This is a genomic window from Leuconostoc aquikimchii (assembly GCF_040838325.1).
Classification (GTDB): Bacteria; Bacillota; Bacilli; order Lactobacillales; family Lactobacillaceae; genus Leuconostoc; species Leuconostoc aquikimchii.
The window spans coordinates 994,710-1,012,959 of sequence record NZ_JBFPER010000001.1 but is presented as its reverse complement, the minus strand read 5'-3'; the positions used below and the strand labels follow the sequence as shown (position 1 = coordinate 1,012,959).

Below are 18,250 nucleotides of genomic sequence, written 5' to 3'. Positions count from 1 at the left end.
AATGGAGAAATAATGTCGACTAGAGCCAAGGGATTAAAAAACGCATTATTGGGCGCAATAGTAAGTGTAGGGTGGACACATAAAATAAATGAAAAACAAGCTGAAAAGTATATGCAGTTAGATAGTCGGTGGAAGTTTATTCAAATAACTACGGCAGGCCTGACATCCACTGGTGCACTTTCGTTGCTTTTTGTAGATTCAATATGGGCTAAGCTTATTGCTGCGGTATTGGGATTAATTAATTTTGTAAGTTCAGGAATTTTAAAAGCATGGGATTATCAAAAGCTATTCCAGCAATCAAAAGAATATGCTAATAACCAGTTTATTTTACGAGAAAAATTGATGGATTGTTTACGCGATTTAGCTTTCGATAATAGAGACATTGATTCCATCAACGACGAGTGGCTATCTCTTGAACAAGAAAGACTTTCACTGTCTAAATTAGTTCCTGCCACTGATTCAAAGTCTGTTCAGTTAGCTAGCAAGCAGTTAAAAGAGGAAGAACATAATGTAAAGGATACAGATTATCCTTTGTTTATAGATAAAGAAATATTGGAGGCTTTGCATGACATCAAGTAATGATTTTTTACAAGAATGGTTAACAGATACATTGACACCTAGCTCTGAAGATGATGACGATTTTGAAAATACTTTAAAATCTGTTGTAAAAAAGCTCAATTCACATTATTGGGCTACAGATTCTGACAATGAAAATGTTATTGTTGCAGGAAGTTACGGACGAAAAACACATACAAAACGCACAAGTGATCACGATGTTTTATTTGTTCTTCCTTCAACGGTTAAGGAACAATTTGATAAAAGACAAAATAACATACAATCTCAACTTTTAACATCAGTTAAAGATGTAATTTCTGAACGTTACCCTAATACTGTATTACATAGTGATGGACAAGTTGTTAGTATCGAAATGAAAAAAGGAATTATTGAGTTAATTCCCGTTTTTGAGCGTTTCGATCAAAAGTTCGATTTTCCTAACACGAATGCAGGAGGATCGTGGGAAGTGACAAATCCGAATGATGAAATAGATAAGGCACTAGACGCATCAAATCAGTTCCAGTGTTACCGAGAAATTGCTCGGTTAATTCGTTCTTGGAGAAGTTTTCAAGGAATTAAACTTAAGGGCATTGTCATTGATACATTGTTATGCGAATTTTTAGAAGCTAATTCTTTTTACAGTTTTACTTATACTTTGGAGAGTGCTTTTATAGGTTTTTTGACTTATCTGGGGGAACAGTCAGGCAGTGTTTACACAATGATGGGTAGCGGAGACTTGATAGACAATGATGATCAAGTCTTTGCCGATGAAGCTAAACGCTATGCCGATGAACTTAAAGACGCTGAAAACAGTGAAGAGAGGAATCAATTGTATTCTCAAATGCTCGGGAAGAAGTTTCCTGGGTATACTGCTGCCGAAAGTGAATCATTCATTGAAGACAGATACTCAATGGGTATCAAATATACAGTTGCCCTGGACGCCATTATTGAACAAAATGGATACCGAACCTCAACACTTCAAAGGCTTTTGTTTTCTAAGAGAAAAATAGCTAAAAATTTACAATTAGCTTTTAAAGCTCAAATTAGCGATGACGCTCCGCATAATGTCAAATATTTATGGAAAGTGTGTAATGTTGGTAGCTATGCAAAATCACATTCATTAGAACGTGGTAAAATTTTATCTGACAAAAAGGTTCATGTAGAACCGTCTAGCTTTTCTGGAAATCATTTTGTTGAAATTTATGTTGTTTCTCAACAAACTGTTATCGCTAGAAATTATATCAGAGTACCAATTGACGCTCTAAACGGGGTTGATAACTAATAGGTTCTTTATGAGCATTAGAATAATTACTACCAATATATAAACGGTAGATTGTAAAATAAGACTGAACACTTGCATAAAAAAGCTGCAGACGCTTTAATGGTAATTGACTAAAATCAACCATAAAGGATCTGCAGCTTATGTCTTCTATTTTATCATCTCATGAACGTTCTGTCATTCAAACGTTACTTGAAGTTCACTATTCAATTCGTGCCATTGCCCGCTTTTTGAAACGCTCACCCACAACAATCGCTTATGAAATTAAACGCGTGTCGCCTTATAATGCCGAGATAGCCAAACATTTAGCGAAGGAAAATAGGCAACGTCGGGGACGTCGCAACTGTTTAACCCCTGAAATTGCTGCCTTTTTAAATCAACATCTGGGCGTTTATAAGTGGTCTCCTGAAACAGCTGCGCATGAACTTGGCATCGCTTTTAAAACAATTTACAACTGGATAGATGATGGCTTATTGTCGGTCGGTTTGTCAGATTTACCAGATCAAGGTACCCGGCGCAAACGCTCTCATGATGGCCGACACCGTGTTTTTGCCCATGGTCGTTCCATCGAGCAACGCCCAAAATCAGTGGCGTTACGACAAAGATTGGGTCATTTTGAAGTGGATACGATGCAATCAGGTAAAACACGTGGTGATGTCTTAGTAACGATTACTGAACGGTTCAGTCGCCAACATATTGTCCGTCATGTCAGTGGTCGTAACAGTCACGCCGTGACCCCAGCGATTATTCAGTTTTTTTCAGGGATTAAAAATGCCAAGTCAATTACGGTTGATCATGGTCGTGAATTTGCCAAGTATGACACGATTGAAACCACGTTAGGACTGCCAATGTATTTTGCGCATCCGTATTCACCAGAAGAGCGTGGGAGTAACGAGGTATTAAACCGCTATGTGAGACGTTTCATACCAAAGAAACGCAAGATAGAAACCGTTGGTACGCAAGAATTAGACCAAATTAATCACTGGATTAATGAGCGACCGATGAAAACACTTAATTGGCAATCACCAAGACAAGTTTTTCTGCAACATGTGGTGTTCAGTTAATTCTTGCAATCTGCCATAAATTTAATTAGAAACTGATATCATTGGTAATAAAAAGTGACATAACAATTAAGTTATGTCACTTTTTTACATATTTTAACGAGTAGTATAGCCACCATTAGCAAATATTGTTTGTCCATTAATCCACCAACCGTCAGTTGTTAAAAATAGAATTATTGGCACAATATCTTCAATCTTAGTTAATTGGTTTCCCATTGCTTGCGATTTATGGAAAGCAGTCGATTGCTCTGTTTCTTGACCATAAAAGAATGGGGTATCCATTGGCCCAGGAGCTATGGCATTAACGGATATTTGTCGGCCCATTAATTCCTTTGAAGCAGCCCTAGTGTAATGTTCAACTGGCGCCTTATTGCCCGCATAAGTTGAATAGTAACCAGTATAGGCTGCTAATAGTGATGTTGCGATTGTAATGATGTGTCCATTATCATTAAGATTTTTAGAAGCTTGTTTGATGAAAAAATAAGCTATTTTATTGTTAATAGTGTCCATACTATCAAATTCTTCTTCACTTGTATCAAGAATTGGCTTTTTTAGAACTTTACCAACTGTGTTAATAGCAATATCAACTTTACCAAATTTTTTAACAGCAAAATCAAATAGTCCAATAATATCAGCTTCACTAGATAGGTCACTTTGATAAAATACTACTTCAGCACCTTTATGCTCTAACTCAGCTTTCAAATCATTTGCCACACGCTTGTCTTTTTCTTGATGATAGTGCAACACTAACTTATTTGATTTTTGGGCAAAACTTTTTGCCGTTAAAGCACCTAAATTTTTAACTCCACCAGTAATGACTACTACCTTGTCTATGATATTATTATATTCAACCATAATATATCCTTTCTTAAATACACTTATATTATATTCTTTAGAGCTAACTCTAATGCAAGAGAAATTGCTCCTATACTATATTATCTCGGATTTCGCCCTAGAGTACGGAATTTCAGTATAGGAGCAGAACGTTACTAATCAAGCTGACAAAGCAAAAGGCTAATAACTTCATAATTTGGTAGAGAGGTTAGGGGTGTTAAGTAATCGGTCTTTTTTGGTAGTTACAATGGCTATTTATGTTTGATAAAGAATATAAAACGATGCAAAGGTATCGTCGTGCGTATGAGAAAAGAACATTCAAACAGCAATCAAAATAAAAATATATTGAACAAATCATTAACTTTTTATGCTAAAATTTATTTGTCGTCTATTTTAAAATGAATTAGATACTACACTTCAGGAGCTGAAAATGTCTAAATCAAAAGTAATGATTATCAAACTAAATAAAAAATTTAATAGTGAAAAGGCATTAAAACAGCGTGCTTCGGGTGCATGGAAAATAAAGCTGGACACAATTATCAATAATAAGATTAAACATATTGTTGTCATGTATCATCAAGTGGTAATAGCAGACTATCGTTTAGGAGATCGGATTGGTTATCATTTAACCGGTTTAGATAAAGGCAGGGTTTGGTTTGATTTGGAACCTTATGAAGGGGAAACTCCGTTAAAAGGAAAGAAATTCAATTACAAAACAGCAAATCCTGCCACTATAAAATCTCTTATAAATTTACTTGATCAAGAAGTAAAGGGACCAAAAATACCAACAACAGCATTACAAACAAAAATCATAAATTTTATTAGACAACCAATTCCTGATAATATTGGTATAATTAGCCAATCTGTTCCTGTATTATTTTTTGGTAACATCGAAACAGCGCACTCGGCGACTATCAGCTTGAATCCATCTGATTTGGAATTTCGTGACCATAAACAACAACTATTAACTGCAAGTAAAAAAAGATTAGTCGATCGTGATATATTGCACAAAAAAGATACTGATTATTTGAGTTTAGAAGAAGCTGAAAAAGTTTATTACTCTTGTATCAATTATTTTAACAAGTTTCCTTATAAACAGTGGTTCAATCAACTAAATCGCATAGTATTTCCTTTAGGATTTTCTTATTTTGAAAATTCGTTAATCCATCTCGATATTACACCTTGGGCTACTTATCTAAAATGGGCAAACTTAGCAACAAAGCAACAAAGCAAGAAAGTGCTCAAAGCTAGTCAAAACATTTCAGACTACATTATTCAGCACGGAAAATTAAAGTACCTGTTTATTAATGGTAATGGTACTTTTGAACATGTAAAGTCCTATTATGATGACATTGACGTGCAAACCTCAGAAAGTATATGGTTAGCTGGTAAGATTGGAAACTGTCGATTTATTGCTTGGAGTTTATATGTTCAAGCTGCATTAACGATAAATGACAGAAATGCACTCACAAAAGCAATCAGTAAAAGATTATAGCGTAGCATATAAAAAATACAGATACTCATATTGTATATTGAATATCTGTATTTTTTTAGAAATTTAGTTGTGCATCCAAGATGTTAAACAGCCTTAAAATAAGCTTTAGAAACCGTGGACCGTGTTTTAACATTGCTGAAATGACTTGCAATTTTTCCATTGTTTTTGGGTTGACACTTACATCTTAAAGTATAAACTTATAAGCATAAGGTGTGAAACAGGAGTTGAAATACTTCTGTAACATTCCTTGTGCTTATTCTTTTTGTCAAACACGAATATTTCTTAAGAAAGTATTAACATTAAAAATCAGCACAAAAAAACACAACTAGATTTACTAGCTGTGTTTCAGTACATTGAAAACTAAATATACTCTTGATTGATAAAATAATGCCTTCGACAACGTTATTAATGAGAATCAAAATTTAAAGTTATTTTCAATAACCTAATTTTATATGATTATGAGCTATTAATCAAGCGCAGGTACAGAGAGAAAAGTCTGGTACTGTGTTGAAGAAAATCATAAGATCGATGAGATGAGCACTTATAGTGGCATATAAGTTGCGCCTAAGGCTTATGTCGTTAGATATAGATAAAAAATGAAATTTCAAAAGTAGACAGTGATCTGAATAATACTTGCCTATTCTAATGTGCCGTAAGACATTCAGAAAAGTATTTTTTATGAATTATATAGCATAAAAAACAAAAGATGAACTAAACTAGTTTTAGGTTGGTTTGCATAAACAAAACTAGAATCTAATGTTTTAAGTAAACTAACAAGCTGTTTAACATTGAGATTTAAATAGTTAAACCTTTGTTTTAAAAGTATTTGTACCGCGTCACTTCTTTTGTTATCAAAATGAGAATATGGAAAATAAAGTTTTCTTATTTTTTTTAATTCCATGAACTTTAAATTTCTACATTTTTTTAATTGATATTCAATATTATTAATAAGATATTGTATATTTTCGAACGATGTAATGTGTGGATATGAGTACGGTATACCTTGTCGTTGTTTAGAACTAGTGCTAGGAGCCAACGTGGTAACACCATAAAAGATATTTTTCAACCTTAAATAAAGCTTTTCAAAAGAGGTGTCATGTTTTAAATAGTCATAGAAGTATGAATTAATTCTTTTTTGTAGCTTAGTGATTTTTGAATTGTCAATACTAATTATCATGGATTTATTTTCCCGACGGAAATGATACCCTAGGAAAACGAATTCGCTGGAATCGTCAAAAGAAGTGACTGAGAATTTAGAATCAGATAGTTTTAGTTTATATTCAGACAATAAATTTTGAATCATAGCTGAAAAATTATATTTATAAATCTGTGAAGTTGGGCAAATAAGTAGAAAGTCATCAACGTATCGTATGTAAACACATTCAGGAAATTTTAATTCTATTAGTTTATCAAATTCTTCTAGATATACCTCTGAAAGAATAGAAGATATAGATAACCCTTGTGGAAGTCCGATAAAATTAGGGTCGAATAACATATCTGAAAGCAGTTTTCTATGAGAGTTGTCTAAAGTTAATCTGCTGGAATGTATAATGTGCTTATAAAGTATATGCTTATTTATTGAAGGAAAAAAATCTTTGATATCTCCTCGAATAATTGTCTTGGGTAAACATGTAACAAAATAATGGCCTTGTTTATTCATATTATATAAACGAGGGGTGAGAGAACGAACAACTTTTTTTAATGCCCTATTTCTGTTAGGTAAATGATTATATGTATGTTTAAATAATTCAGCTAACTCATGATAATCATTTTCTAACTTAGAATCAGTGATTTTATATATATTTCTTTTTTTATTCAATTTTGAGATAGTGTAGTTATTTGAATTCATTTTCTATTCGATCCTAATTTATGTACACTAAAACTCAGTTGAGATGAAAAAATAATCAAAAATTAAATTGATTATTTACAAGCATGCTTGCCCGCTGAAAGTACTAGGTTGGTATTTTCTGTTTGTGTAAGTATATTTCATTATTCCCTTCATCGTATATTTTTCGATTAGAAAAGAAATATACCTTTAATTCCCGAGTTTTAGTATACTTGTATTATACAGTAGTCAGGAGAATAATAACATGGCTAATAATTACTTTTTACGTACTGATATTTTACCTGAAGAAATTCCAGCTCTTTTTTCTAATCAGGTACTTTATACTAATGACCTATTCAGTGAAAAAAAAATAAAGAAAGAAATCAAAACTAATACAAATAATCCGGCATCTTCCCTAGAGCAAACTTGCCAATATGGATTCTTAAAAAGTAAGCCACTTAACTTTACCACAAGAGTGTCCCGACATAAAGTTAGAAAAATGAGTTTGTTGCATCCAGGAGCCCAAATTCAAGCTCTTTATTTCATTCTAAAATTTGAAGATGACATTTTAGATAGTATGAATTCTAATTTCAGTTTTAGAATGCCTTTGAGACGGAATAAAAATACTATTAGAAAAAAGCAAAAAAAACAAAATGAAATGTCTGAAATGTTGTCTTCTTTTGATTTAAAAAGTGGTGTAAGTTCAGAAGAAAGCGTTGAGAATTTTGCTCATTATTTTTCTTACGCATGGGCACCAAGCTTTTCTGGAATGGCCTCTAACTCAAAATTCAAAGAAATCCAATTAAAGTATAAGGTTTCAAAGAAAATTGATTTGCAAAACTTTTTTCCTAGTATATATACTCATTCATTAACATGGGCACTTTTAGGTTCTAAATCAATTGCTAAAGAAATTAAAGATTTAAAAGGTCCACTTTCTGAATCATTCGAAGTTGTCGTTGATTCATTGATGCAGTCAATTAATTTTCAGGAAACGAATGGGATTGTTGTTGGTCCAGAATTTTCAAGAATTATAGCAGAATTGCTCATGACAAAAGTAGATAAATCTGTTGAAAAGAAACTATTAGAAAGCTGCAATAAAGTAAATAATCAGGATTTTTGTGTGATACGTTATGTTGACGATATCTTTATTTTTTCTAATGATCCTCTATTAAATGATATGATTGAAAATCAATATGCTTCTAGTTTAAGAACGTTCAACTTGTCAATTAATGACTCTAAAATTAAAAATTTTCCAGATACAACAAGTATCCTCTATACCAAAGTAGTGGAATTAAAAAAAATTTTTTTAGATTTCAAAAAGTCGAGATTTATTGAATTTAGCGAACAAAAAAATTTTGAATCTTCTGATACTACGATAGAACAGTATCTTGGATCAACATATCTTTGGGAAGTTCTTCTCGATAACGTAAATAATTTAATATTAAATGAACCTTCAAGGAAAGACATATTGGTAAATTATAGTCTCTCAAGTCTGCACGGCCTAATAAAGTTCTCACAAATAAATTCTAGGCAGACTATGTCTATTTTAGTAGGTGTAACATCTCTACTAAAAACTAATTTTTGTTTTAAGTCTGTTCGACATTACATTGTTTTTGTATCACGTATTTTAAAAGAGATTGACTCAATCATAGACAATGAATCTAATTTTTCAATACTATTATCCGATACAAAAATTAGCAATGAACCACGTGGCATTATTAATTTTATTTTTCAACATATATGCAATGTGCTCACCTCTGATTGGTTCGAAATTAGTGAAGGTTACGAAATTGTTACGCTCATGGAATTCTTTAAAAAATATGATTATTTTCTTCCTTCTTTTATTTTGCAGAAGTTTCTAAAACAGAGAGAATTATTAAATGACTATTTTGTTTTGACTGCAATTACTAACTATGTATATGACTCGAAAAACCATATTATTTTAAAAGAATATATTTCAGTTTATGAGTCAGTTTGCGAATTACTCACTAGTAAGTTATCTAAATATAAACATGAAGGTATAGCTGCTGTAGAAAATGGGAACTTTTTCTATCTTTTAAACGACTTTTATTATTTTCCAGGTAAGTCTAAAATATTTCGTTCGATACTACAAGCAAAATTTCAAACAGAAATTGACAAATTACAAGGATCGAAAAATAAGTCCTCAGAATTATCCGGCATTTCGTATTATCAGTGGGGAGCCTCTTTTGATCATTTCTTGGAAATGGTACTTCGAAAAAAGGTAATTGACAGTAATTTTAATTTTGACGGGTTAACAAGTGTTTAGCCATATACTGTTTTCTTATAACGAAAATGGACTGTTTTTTCAGTCCATAAAATAAAATATTTGCCTTACAATTGATCACATCTTTTTAGCATAAGAGCAGAAAGCAATGGAGGCAGGAATTTAAGTATAGGAGCATTAGTATTTAGACCGAAAAAATGAATATTGATTCAATTATTGCTTTAATATAGACGAGGTGTAACGAGAATAATTTATGAAAAACTATTTTAAAATAAAGCTTAATGACGATCAAATAAATTTGATTGAAAATTTTAGTTTATCAATGAGAGAAAATCATCGAAATCACCGCACTGGTGGTAACCTTCATCGCTCGTCGGATCAAATATATACAGATGCTAAAAGGGGCAAGTCTGCTGAATTAATCTTATATAACTTCCTGATCGATAATGACGTAAAAGTTTCTAATCAACCTGATCTGACTATTTATCCTTTATCCGAATGGGACGATGGTTTTGATTTAGAAATAATTACTAGTAAAAACTATAAATGGCGAATTGATGTCAAGGCTTCTAGCCAACGGGCACATAATCTTATGTTAGAAAGAAAAGATTGGTCACTCTCTACTGATGGGAGCAAATTGATAAAATCATCATCAGACATTATACCTTCTTTTTGGTTTGCGGTTAACGTTGATTCAGATATGACCAGTGGTACTATACATGGATATATACCTCAGAAATTTCTTATTAATGCTATGAAAGACTTAGAAAACCGTCATATTTATTTTCAGGGACAGAATATTCCAGGAACCAACACAACTCTGGACGCGGATAATTACATCTGGGGATATGAAGAGTTAAGGAATCCCCTAAATTTCCTTGACTATTATAAAAATAAATAAACAGTTAGTTTATTTATATGCTAATTAGGTGGCAAGCTTTGCTACTTTTTTTTATTAAATGTAGTACAATTAATACTTGTTATAAAACAAAAAAATTAAAAAGGAGGATTTGGCATGAAAAATGACATCGTTAGCTTTTTCGCCGGAGTCGGCGGAATTGATTTAGGGTTTGAAGATGCAGGTGAGTATCGTACAGTCTATGCAAATGAGTTTGATAAAAATGCGCAACATACTTTTGAGACAAACTTCAAAAGTCGTGGAACATATCTTGATCGACGAGATATTAAGCAAGTTGATGCAAAAGAAGTCAAAGCAGAAGCACCAAATGCTAGTGTACTACTCGCTGGTTTCCCTTGCCAGCCGTTCAGTATTGCAGGTTATCGTCATGGATTTGAGGACAATCGTGGAGATCTATTTTTTGAAACACACCGTATCATAAGATTTTTACAACCTAAGGTTATCTTTTTAGAAAACGTAAAAAATCTTGTGACACATGATCATGGCAATACCTTTAAAGTTATTCGTGAATTTCTTGTTCATTCGGGTTATCATATTAAATGGAAAGTTCTTAATGCTAAAGAATACGGTAATATTCCACAGAATAGAGAACGTATTTATGTTGTTGGCTTTAAAGACAAAAAAGCATTTGATAATTTTAGTTTTCCAGAAAAAATTAATTTAACGACTAAGCTATCTGATATTATTGATTTTGATGCAAAGATTGGTGAAATCACAAAGTTTGGAGATTTTATGGAAGACAGGTTCTTCTATAAGAAAGATAAGCAAACTTTTTATCCTCAATTAATAGAAGCTATGAAGAGTTCAGAGACTGTTTATCAATGGCGACGTCAGTATGTTCGTGAAAATAAATCGGGTGTTGTTCCTACATTAACAGCTAATATGGGTACTGGTGGCCATAATGTGCCACTAATTCGTACTCATCATGGGGATATTAGAAAACTCACACCAAGAGAAGCTTTTAATGCACAGGGTTATCCTGAAAATTATCATCTTCCCGTTGATGAATCAATGGGGGCATTGTATAAGCAAGCAGGAAATTCTGTTGTGGTTCCTGTGATTACTCGCTTAGCTAAGAGTATCAATAGAGCCATTAAATCACTGACAACAGATGTTGCATTGCCAAAAACTGATGACAAAGTAGCTTTAGTTTACACTAAAATGGACGGTCGTATGGCGGGTGAATCATTCACCGTTGATTGGTATGACGATAAGGAAACTGCCATTGAAGATGATAGTCACTTGAATAGACAAAAGGAGTTACCAATTTTTGAAAATGATGACTTCTTCAATGCCATAAAGCGTGGTGGGAATTATGAATTTTATTCGGTAGTTGGTTAATATATATCAGTAAGCACTTTTCATTAGAATGGTGCTTTTTTAGTATATTCAGATGTATTATAAGGAAACTCAAAAAAATCATTGTAATTTGTAAAAATATTTTATTATTTGTTTGCCCATATAATTTTTGAATAGTAATATGATAAAATTACTTATATTTAGTTTTAATAGATAAATAACATTCAAAATGTTAAATAAAATATGGATGGAAATTAATAATGAAGAAAGAACCAGAAATAATTGAGATTAAAAATCAATTGGGAGATACAATACAACTAAGAAAGCCAACAGATTTGTCTCAAGCAACGATTAAAAAATATAAAGAAGTGTTTATTCCTAATGCTTCCTTAATTGCGGGAAATATTACTCAGATAGGAGCTCAAGTAGCTAACTCTAAATTCACATTAGCACAAATTTTATCTCAAGCACCTAATGGTTTATTTTCTGCCACTACTAATCCAAGTAACCTTTCTAAATTTGTAAATGGGACCACAAGCACTATTGTTAAAAACTCTTCAAGGCAAATTATGGAACATGCTGGATTTACTAGCATAAGTTTAAATAGCGCATTAAATCCAGCTATGGTATTGCAAGGTGGTATGCAAGCTATGTCAATGATATCGGCAACTCACCACTGAGTCTGTTAGTTAATTCTATTTTGTCCAACTATTGGGGTTCACTTCATAAGTGACATTAATTTTAGTATGTCAATAGCATTTGAAGCTAGTAAACTTTTTTTGTTTGCTGAAACAATTGAAATTGGATCTAGAATGAAACTTAATAATCAAATTGAAATCATTCAAGAACTAACTACGCAATTAAAAAAGAACTATAATGATAGTTTTTATGCTAATTTTGAATATGAAATTTCTAGTTTGTACGCGACTAAGAAAAAACAAACACAAGCGGAAATAATTGAGAACCAACGTCGCTTTGACTCTACAGTAGAGAGTTTATTTAAACCCAAAATTATACACCCTTGGGGAATACTTGGAGAATATATATTCAAAACAACCAAGACAGCAAAAAACTATCATGATGTTCAAGACTCCAAAAAAAGATTTTCAATTGAAAACATGAGGATGGAAAAAATTATTGATCAAATATCCCAAAAGAAACAGTTAAATAGTTTAGATGAAGTGGTTATGCAAATTGTAGAGGTACCAAATATTCAAGCCGAGTTAATTTATTTGCCAGCAGATAACCAAGCAGATCAAAGAGTATTCATTCCGGTCGTTTCTTAAACTTAAAATTTTAGCCAAATTAAATTAAGCTTAAACCATTAAGTTTTGATGTATGGTTCTGAAAAAAATCAGGATGTAAGTTGTGAATATTATTTAATATTGGTCAATATATATTGAAAGCACTTTTCATTAGAATTTTGCTTTTTTAGTACACATAGGTATAATAGAAATAACCTGACAATATGCTATGGAGTTTTCTATGTGGAAATTACTAGATGAAAGTAATAAAAATCAATACAAACTATTAATCACTAATTTTGCTTCTCTAAGTGAAGCTTTTGCTCAGAAAAGTAGCAATGATAGCATCATTATAGCGCCAATTATCAACTCGAAATTTCAAGAGGCATCTTTTAAAAAATCGTTTAATGCAACAATTGAAGACATTGGTAATTCATCATACGATGCTTCTGTGAAATTAACTGATGGTTCAAAATATATTATTGGTATTAAATCATTTGGTGTCAAATCAGGGTTTCAAAAAATAGCTCAATTCAAAAAAGATAGTCAACAAGATGAATGGGGATCTATTATTGAAAGAATTAAAAAAAGACAACAAAATGGTTCAAGCGATGACGATTTTGATGATTATTTAGAATTAGCAAAGAAAATAGCTGTTTTAAGAAACAAACGAATTTCATCATCTAAAAGCCAGTTGCAGGGATTTGATTTTGATAGCCAAGTTGAAGCTGTTTATCATGTCTTAATGCCATCTGGTTCGGTTAACAAAGATAAGCAGAATGATGAACCATATATATTAGTTGGTGAAACTTCGTACAGTAGTATTGATCTTAAACATCTACAAATAATTGGTCCTACCAAATCTAATATGTTGCAAAATTTTCAATTTACAGATGGTCAACATCTTTATCAATATAATTCGGCAGATAGTCAATTATTAATGTCATTTAAGGGTCATAGTGGAACTGGCATAAGCAATGAAGATATTGGTATTGAAAAATGGCCGGTAACTTATATTGAAGATCCTTTCAAATTGTTTGCTAACTTAAATTCTGAAACTACCAAGGCTGTAGATGACCACATCAGTCAGTCTGTGACATTCATGATAAAAATTGAACGTAGATCAGGATTTAATGCATGGTATGGTTCTCCTAAAACCAAACTGGATAAAAATGATTCACGATATCACAGAATAGTTAGTTTATCACAACAGGATACGAGTGTGCCTAGCGACTGGCTTAGTAAATTTAATAAAGTGGCATTTGATAGTTTTTCGTCAGATAAAGCAAAAAAAGATCGTGAACGATTGCGTTCTGATGTGACAAAATATTTGTCTCATGGTTCGGAATTATTTAACTTAGCCACAACTATTTTATGGCGAAACTATAAAACACCTTATGAAGTTTATATTCCAATCCCTAATTCGAAAAAATTTCACACAGAAAATCCAGATTTTTTTGTAAAGAATGGTGGTTTATTGAATGGTCAAAAGTTGGTTAGTACAAAAGAAAACAGAACCTTTACGCTTGAGCTATTACCATCTCAAGAAAAAATGGTAATGTTTATTAACCAAGATAACGGGAAAGCCATACAAAGCCTGTCCTCACAATTTATTTTTGGAGAATGGGTTTTAAAAAATATTTTCCAACTCAAAAATCGTGAGTTGCTCACAACAGATACTCTCGAAGAGATAGGGATTAATGCTATTACATTTACAAAGTACAATGACAATCGTCCAATATCAATGAGTTTTACTTATGTAGATTCAGAAAATCCACCAGAAGATTTGTGGAATTAAATATTATTGCAAAAAATGTCTCTCTTGAAGTGAACCCAATAGTTGGACACAATAGAATTAATTAACTAACATACTCAGTGATGAGTTGCCGATATTGAACTGGCGACAGACCATTGCCTTTTTGCTTGATACGACGATTATTGTAATAGTTGATAAAGACATCAACGACGACTTTGAATTCATGAAACGTTTGATAGTGCTTACCATGCACGATATTAGCTTTCATAATGTGAAAGAAACTCTCGATTGGCGCATTATCAATTGGAGTTGATTTGCGACTCATGCTTTGTGTCATCCCAAAATATTTTAACGTGTTGATGAACATTGAGGTTTGATAATGAAAGCCTTGATGGCTATGAATCACAGCACCACGATATTTTGATAAGGATTTTAACGGCTTAATAACTAACGTCATACTTGGTGTTGTGGCTAAGTGATACGATAAGACTTCGCCAGCGACAATCTTTTGATACGGTGCTTCAGCCTGAAAATCACGCTTGATGACACGTTCGGCAATACGGCCAATCGTACCACGATAAGAATTGTAACGCCGCTTACGCGTGTTATATGTGGTACTCAGTAGCGCGCTTTGACGCATAATGCGCAACACACGTTTATGATTCACCAAATAGCCTTGATCGTGCAACAAGGTTGTCACACGCCGATAACCATATTCAGTTTGAAATTGTGGTGACTTGATTTGACGGATCACGTCAGCTATTTTGTTATCTGATGACGTATTGATGGGATGAGCTGCTAGATAATAATACGTACTACGTTTCAAGCCAATTAGTGTCAATAAGTCATGCAACTTAAAGTATTTAGTCCGCCTTAGTGATGTTACTGCCGTTTGTTTTTCTCGGTTCGTTGGTCCACTAAGGCTTTTAATTTTTCTAAAATTGCCACTTTCATCTTGAGCTGATAGTTTTCCTGTTTCAGGTCAGCGAGTTCTTGTTGTTCAGGTGTGAGTGGCTGAATGTGCTTGCGTCCCATAGTTGGTGGTCTGCCTTTCGGTTTAGGTTTTAGCCTCAGAGAGGGAATGAGTTTTAAGGTAATGTAGTACGGTTATTTTGAAGTCTGGTGAATAGGCTTTGTTGTTTTTAGAACCAATTGAACCAGTTCCCAGATACTCATCGCGCCATTGTGCAAGTAACGCAGGTGATGATATATTGTACTTTTTAACTAAAGCAGGTGTTCCCATAGTCCCAACAGACAGCCATTCCTTAACTGCCATTAGTTTAAATTCATTTGAATATTTTGACATAAGAAAACCCAATAACTTTCTGAACAGATTTTCTATTCTGTCCAAGTTATTGGGTTCACTTCACTCTTAGACTTTTTTATTTTATATAAGGAATTAGAGGCAACGTGCGTTAATAGACTGAAAAATTACGCTTACAATGCTAAAGCTTAGGCAAGATCAAGTGTGTAAAACACGAGAAAATCGGGAAAAAGCGAGATATTGCCATAACAGTTTTATTACTGTTCGTGTTTTACCACAATTGAATATTGACTTTACCAAGAAGTTTGGTATATATTAAAATGTTGTTGAGTAAGGAAATTTTGAGAAAGTATGTTTAATTTAAGTATTTTAAAAAAGCGAAAAAGAAAAGCCGAGAAGAAATGGCTCATAAGGTACCGAACATATGAGGTTATTTTGTTTCTAAATATTGGAATTATGGTATATCTCTTATTTTTTCCAAACTTACTAGTATCTGCTATCAATATGTTCCTCTCCTTCTTAGTTTGGGCATTATCACCACTAATGAAAAAATATTTCCTTTTATTCAAGAACATGAATTGAGACCTGTAGAAATATCAATATTCGCTGGTATCATTTCAACGGTTGCATTAAAATGCATTATAAGTACAATTCCGATTATCGGAGTTTTGTTAAACCTGAAATTGTCGTTTATGAGCCTGAAATTGTCCTCGAGGATTGTCATTATTACTGTACTCTCATACTCTATGGCATCGATTACTATCTTCGGCACCTCAAAGATAAGTTTGCATATGAAAAAACAACAACACACTATGAATTTGTATCAGATGTTGAACAAGGTAAAGTTAAACCATCGCAAATTATGTACATTCAATATACAGTACCACAGGGATCGAAAGGCGGACTTTAGCAACTTAGATTCTATAATGATGTTTTTAGTAATCCAACATTTGTTTTAATTACAGATGTACCAACATATGGTTTATATAATAAACAAGTAAAAAACAGGCAGATATGCAATAAGATAAAAAGCAAGTCAGTACACATAGTGATGATATATGACAAAATAGCAATAATAAACAAAAGACAGTAAAATGTTGTCATAATGTGTCATAAAAATAGAATTATAATATGCAAGAATCTATATGATTAAACGTACGTAAATCGACTTGCACGGAGTTATTTAGTTAACATAATATATATTATCGAAAGTAAAATTTATCATAACATTCAGTACGATGTCCGCCTTTATTTCATAGTTTTGCGTGCTAACTTACTAATCACTCCGAAAGATTTACGGTCAACTTATTTTTCAAAAAATTTGCCATGTCCACAGCTAACATAAATTACTTCGAACGATACATAAAAAACGAAAAACCCAAAGAATATCTACAATGTTTGAGCTATAATGAACTATTTAATCAATAATTTCGAGATTGCCATTCAGCCTGAATAGTCTCGAAAATGCTGAATACATCGGCAGTCATATCATTATAAATCTCAATCTGACTTGGATTGTCAATCGCACTCTCGAAATCTTCAATCTCATATGCTAATGCATCCGCCGTGTCTCCGGCAGTAATCACCTCGCGCTGCTTTGTTTCCGTATGATACCAAGTCGCTTCTTGTGAACGTGGAAACTCAAGTACGCGAATATACCCCTTTGTTCCTGAAATCGTTAATGCTTTAGGCTGCTTTGCTTGCATGGATAAAGAGATAGTAGCTAATTCATTTTTTGAATTACTTAAAATTGTTGCTGATTGCTCATCTACACCTGTTTCAAAATAATTTACGAAAGAACTAATAGTGGCTGGTTGTTCTGACATGAAGTAGCGGGCCGCTGTAAACGCATACCCACCAATATCAAGTAACGCCCCACCCGCTAAATCAGGATTAAAAAATCTGTTTTTGACATCATAAGGTTTATGACTACCAAAAGTAACATTGATGGTCTTAATATGCCCTAATGCTCCTTCTGAAACTAGTGATTTAACTTTCTTAATGAGTGGCATGTGCAATAACGTCATGGCTTCCATAATCATTAAGTTTCGGTCACGAGCTATATTACTAAGCTCATCTAGCTCATTTCGATTGATAACAATGGCTTTTTCTGCCAATACATGCTTATCATGCAATAAAGCCTGCTTTGCTATCTCAAAATGCGTATTATGCGGTGTTGCAATATAAACTGCGTCAATATGCTTATCTGAAAGTAAGTCTTTTAAACTTGTAAATTGCTTTTGTATACGATATTTATCAGCGAATTGCTTAGTTTTATCCAAGTGACGTCCGAATACTGCATAAATGTCCCTATCTTTCTTCAGAAGTGATGCCGCCATTTCATTAGCTATCGTTCCAGTGCCAATTATTGCCCAATTTAATATCATCGTTTTTACCTTTCTAACACAAAATTAATAACACGCTTAAAATATCGCATCTTTGATTGACTAAAACATGACTATTAGTGATAAACC

The 18,250-nt window shown here is 32.8% G+C and carries 16 protein-coding genes; 10 read left to right on the top strand and 6 right to left on the bottom strand.

Annotated elements, in window-relative coordinates; genetic code table 11:
- Nucleotides 1-12: 12 nt before the first annotated feature.
- From AB3K24_RS04990 to AB3K24_RS04980, 3 genes are all read left to right on the top strand, one after another.
- Entirely contained in the window at nt 13-579 is a 567-nt protein-coding gene (locus AB3K24_RS04990; protein WP_367974099.1) for an SLATT domain-containing protein, read from the top strand.
- Nucleotides 566-1,837, top strand: a complete 1,272-nt coding sequence (locus tag AB3K24_RS04985; protein WP_367974098.1) for an SMODS domain-containing nucleotidyltransferase — start codon at nt 566-568, stop codon at nt 1,835-1,837. The genes AB3K24_RS04990 and AB3K24_RS04985 overlap by 14 nt, the downstream gene beginning before the upstream one ends.
- A 140-nt stretch (nt 1,838-1,977) precedes the next feature.
- A complete protein-coding gene (locus AB3K24_RS04980; protein ID WP_367974097.1) occupies nt 1,978-2,898 on the top strand; it encodes an IS30 family transposase in 921 nt (306 codons plus the stop codon).
- A 93-nt stretch (nt 2,899-2,991) separates the two neighbouring features.
- Here AB3K24_RS04980 and AB3K24_RS04975 read toward each other — a convergent pair whose 3' ends face one another.
- The gene (locus AB3K24_RS04975) at nt 2,992-3,750 is read right to left on the bottom strand and encodes an SDR family oxidoreductase (RefSeq protein ID WP_367974096.1); all 759 of its coding nucleotides are present in this window, start codon (nt 3,748-3,750) and stop codon (nt 2,992-2,994) included.
- Nucleotides 3,751-4,159: 409 nt separating this feature from the next.
- On the opposite strand from AB3K24_RS04975, the gene AB3K24_RS04970 reads away from it, so the two are divergent.
- A complete protein-coding gene (locus tag AB3K24_RS04970; RefSeq protein WP_367974095.1) occupies nt 4,160-5,224 on the top strand; it encodes a hypothetical protein in 1,065 nt (354 codons plus the stop codon).
- A gap of 676 nt (nt 5,225-5,900) precedes the next feature.
- On the opposite strand, the gene AB3K24_RS04965 is transcribed toward AB3K24_RS04970, so the two are convergent.
- Nucleotides 5,901-7,073 (bottom strand): reverse transcriptase domain-containing protein, encoded by a 1,173-nt coding sequence (locus AB3K24_RS04965; protein ID WP_367974094.1) that lies wholly within the window; start codon nt 7,071-7,073, stop codon nt 5,901-5,903.
- A 241-nt stretch (nt 7,074-7,314) separates the two neighbouring features.
- Between AB3K24_RS04965 and AB3K24_RS04960 the strand changes: the two genes are divergently transcribed.
- The 6 genes from AB3K24_RS04960 to AB3K24_RS04935 all read left to right on the top strand — a co-directional run bounded on the left by AB3K24_RS04960 (nt 7,315) and on the right by AB3K24_RS04935 (nt 14,554).
- The gene (locus AB3K24_RS04960; RefSeq protein WP_367974093.1) at nt 7,315-9,336 is read left to right on the top strand and encodes an RNA-directed DNA polymerase; all 2,022 of its coding nucleotides are present in this window, start codon (nt 7,315-7,317) and stop codon (nt 9,334-9,336) included.
- 211 nt (nt 9,337-9,547) lie between these two features.
- Nucleotides 9,548-10,195: a hypothetical protein gene (locus AB3K24_RS04955; RefSeq protein WP_367974092.1), complete on the top strand. Its 648-nt coding sequence runs from the start codon at nt 9,548-9,550 to the stop codon at nt 10,193-10,195.
- Nucleotides 10,196-10,309: 114 nt separating this feature from the next.
- A complete protein-coding gene (gene dcm, locus AB3K24_RS04950; RefSeq protein ID WP_367974091.1) occupies nt 10,310-11,554 on the top strand; it encodes a DNA cytosine methyltransferase in 1,245 nt (414 codons plus the stop codon).
- Nucleotides 11,555-11,772: 218 nt separating this feature from the next.
- The gene (locus AB3K24_RS04945; protein ID WP_367974090.1) at nt 11,773-12,192 is read left to right on the top strand and encodes a hypothetical protein; all 420 of its coding nucleotides are present in this window, start codon (nt 11,773-11,775) and stop codon (nt 12,190-12,192) included.
- Nucleotides 12,193-12,258: 66 nt separating this feature from the next.
- Nucleotides 12,259-12,798, top strand: coding sequence for a hypothetical protein (locus AB3K24_RS04940; protein WP_367974089.1), 540 nt, complete (start codon nt 12,259-12,261; stop codon nt 12,796-12,798).
- A 199-nt stretch (nt 12,799-12,997) separates the two neighbouring features.
- The gene (locus AB3K24_RS04935) at nt 12,998-14,554 is read left to right on the top strand and encodes a hypothetical protein (protein WP_367974088.1); all 1,557 of its coding nucleotides are present in this window, start codon (nt 12,998-13,000) and stop codon (nt 14,552-14,554) included.
- 61 nt (nt 14,555-14,615) lie between these two features.
- On the opposite strand, the gene AB3K24_RS04930 is transcribed toward AB3K24_RS04935, so the two are convergent.
- The 4 genes from AB3K24_RS04930 to AB3K24_RS04915 all read right to left on the bottom strand — a co-directional run bounded on the left by AB3K24_RS04930 (nt 14,616) and on the right by AB3K24_RS04915 (nt 18,163).
- Nucleotides 14,616-15,353, bottom strand: a complete 738-nt coding sequence (locus AB3K24_RS04930; protein WP_367974087.1) for an IS3 family transposase — start codon at nt 15,351-15,353, stop codon at nt 14,616-14,618.
- Between the two features lie 41 nt (nt 15,354-15,394).
- Nucleotides 15,395-15,547, bottom strand: a complete 153-nt coding sequence (locus AB3K24_RS04925) for a hypothetical protein (protein WP_367974086.1) — start codon at nt 15,545-15,547, stop codon at nt 15,395-15,397.
- A 22-nt stretch (nt 15,548-15,569) separates the two neighbouring features.
- Nucleotides 15,570-15,818 carry a transposase gene (locus tag AB3K24_RS04920; RefSeq protein ID WP_367974085.1) on the bottom strand — a complete coding sequence of 83 codons (249 nt, stop codon included), beginning with the start codon at nt 15,816-15,818 and terminating at the stop codon, nt 15,570-15,572.
- A gap of 1,379 nt (nt 15,819-17,197) precedes the next feature.
- The gene (locus tag AB3K24_RS04915) at nt 17,198-18,163 is read right to left on the bottom strand and encodes a Gfo/Idh/MocA family protein (RefSeq protein WP_367974084.1); all 966 of its coding nucleotides are present in this window, start codon (nt 18,161-18,163) and stop codon (nt 17,198-17,200) included.
- Nucleotides 18,164-18,250: the final 87 nt, after the last annotated feature.

Excerpts from the sequence above, each read along its gene's own strand:
- AB3K24_RS04990 (WP_367974099.1), top strand. The coding sequence starts at position 13 with ATGTCGACTAGAGCCAAGGGATTAAAAAACGCATTATTGGGCGCAATA.
- AB3K24_RS04985 (WP_367974098.1), top strand. The coding sequence starts at position 566 with ATGACATCAAGTAATGATTTTTTACAAGAATGGTTAACAGATACATTG.
- AB3K24_RS04980 (WP_367974097.1), top strand. The coding sequence starts at position 1,978 with ATGTCTTCTATTTTATCATCTCATGAACGTTCTGTCATTCAAACGTTA.
- AB3K24_RS04975 (WP_367974096.1), bottom strand. The coding sequence starts at position 3,750 with ATGGTTGAATATAATAATATCATAGACAAGGTAGTAGTCATTACTGGT.
- AB3K24_RS04970 (WP_367974095.1), top strand. The coding sequence starts at position 4,160 with ATGTCTAAATCAAAAGTAATGATTATCAAACTAAATAAAAAATTTAAT.
- AB3K24_RS04965 (WP_367974094.1), bottom strand. The coding sequence starts at position 7,073 with ATGAATTCAAATAACTACACTATCTCAAAATTGAATAAAAAAAGAAAT.
- AB3K24_RS04960 (WP_367974093.1), top strand. The coding sequence starts at position 7,315 with ATGGCTAATAATTACTTTTTACGTACTGATATTTTACCTGAAGAAATT.
- AB3K24_RS04955 (WP_367974092.1), top strand. The coding sequence starts at position 9,548 with ATGAAAAACTATTTTAAAATAAAGCTTAATGACGATCAAATAAATTTG.
- dcm (WP_367974091.1), top strand. The coding sequence starts at position 10,310 with ATGAAAAATGACATCGTTAGCTTTTTCGCCGGAGTCGGCGGAATTGAT.
- AB3K24_RS04945 (WP_367974090.1), top strand. The coding sequence starts at position 11,773 with ATGAAGAAAGAACCAGAAATAATTGAGATTAAAAATCAATTGGGAGAT.
- AB3K24_RS04940 (WP_367974089.1), top strand. The coding sequence starts at position 12,259 with ATGTCAATAGCATTTGAAGCTAGTAAACTTTTTTTGTTTGCTGAAACA.
- AB3K24_RS04935 (WP_367974088.1), top strand. The coding sequence starts at position 12,998 with ATGTGGAAATTACTAGATGAAAGTAATAAAAATCAATACAAACTATTA.
- AB3K24_RS04925 (WP_367974086.1), bottom strand. The coding sequence starts at position 15,547 with ATGGGACGCAAGCACATTCAGCCACTCACACCTGAACAACAAGAACTC.
- AB3K24_RS04920 (WP_367974085.1), bottom strand. The coding sequence starts at position 15,818 with ATGTCAAAATATTCAAATGAATTTAAACTAATGGCAGTTAAGGAATGG.
- AB3K24_RS04915 (WP_367974084.1), bottom strand. The coding sequence starts at position 18,163 with ATGATATTAAATTGGGCAATAATTGGCACTGGAACGATAGCTAATGAA.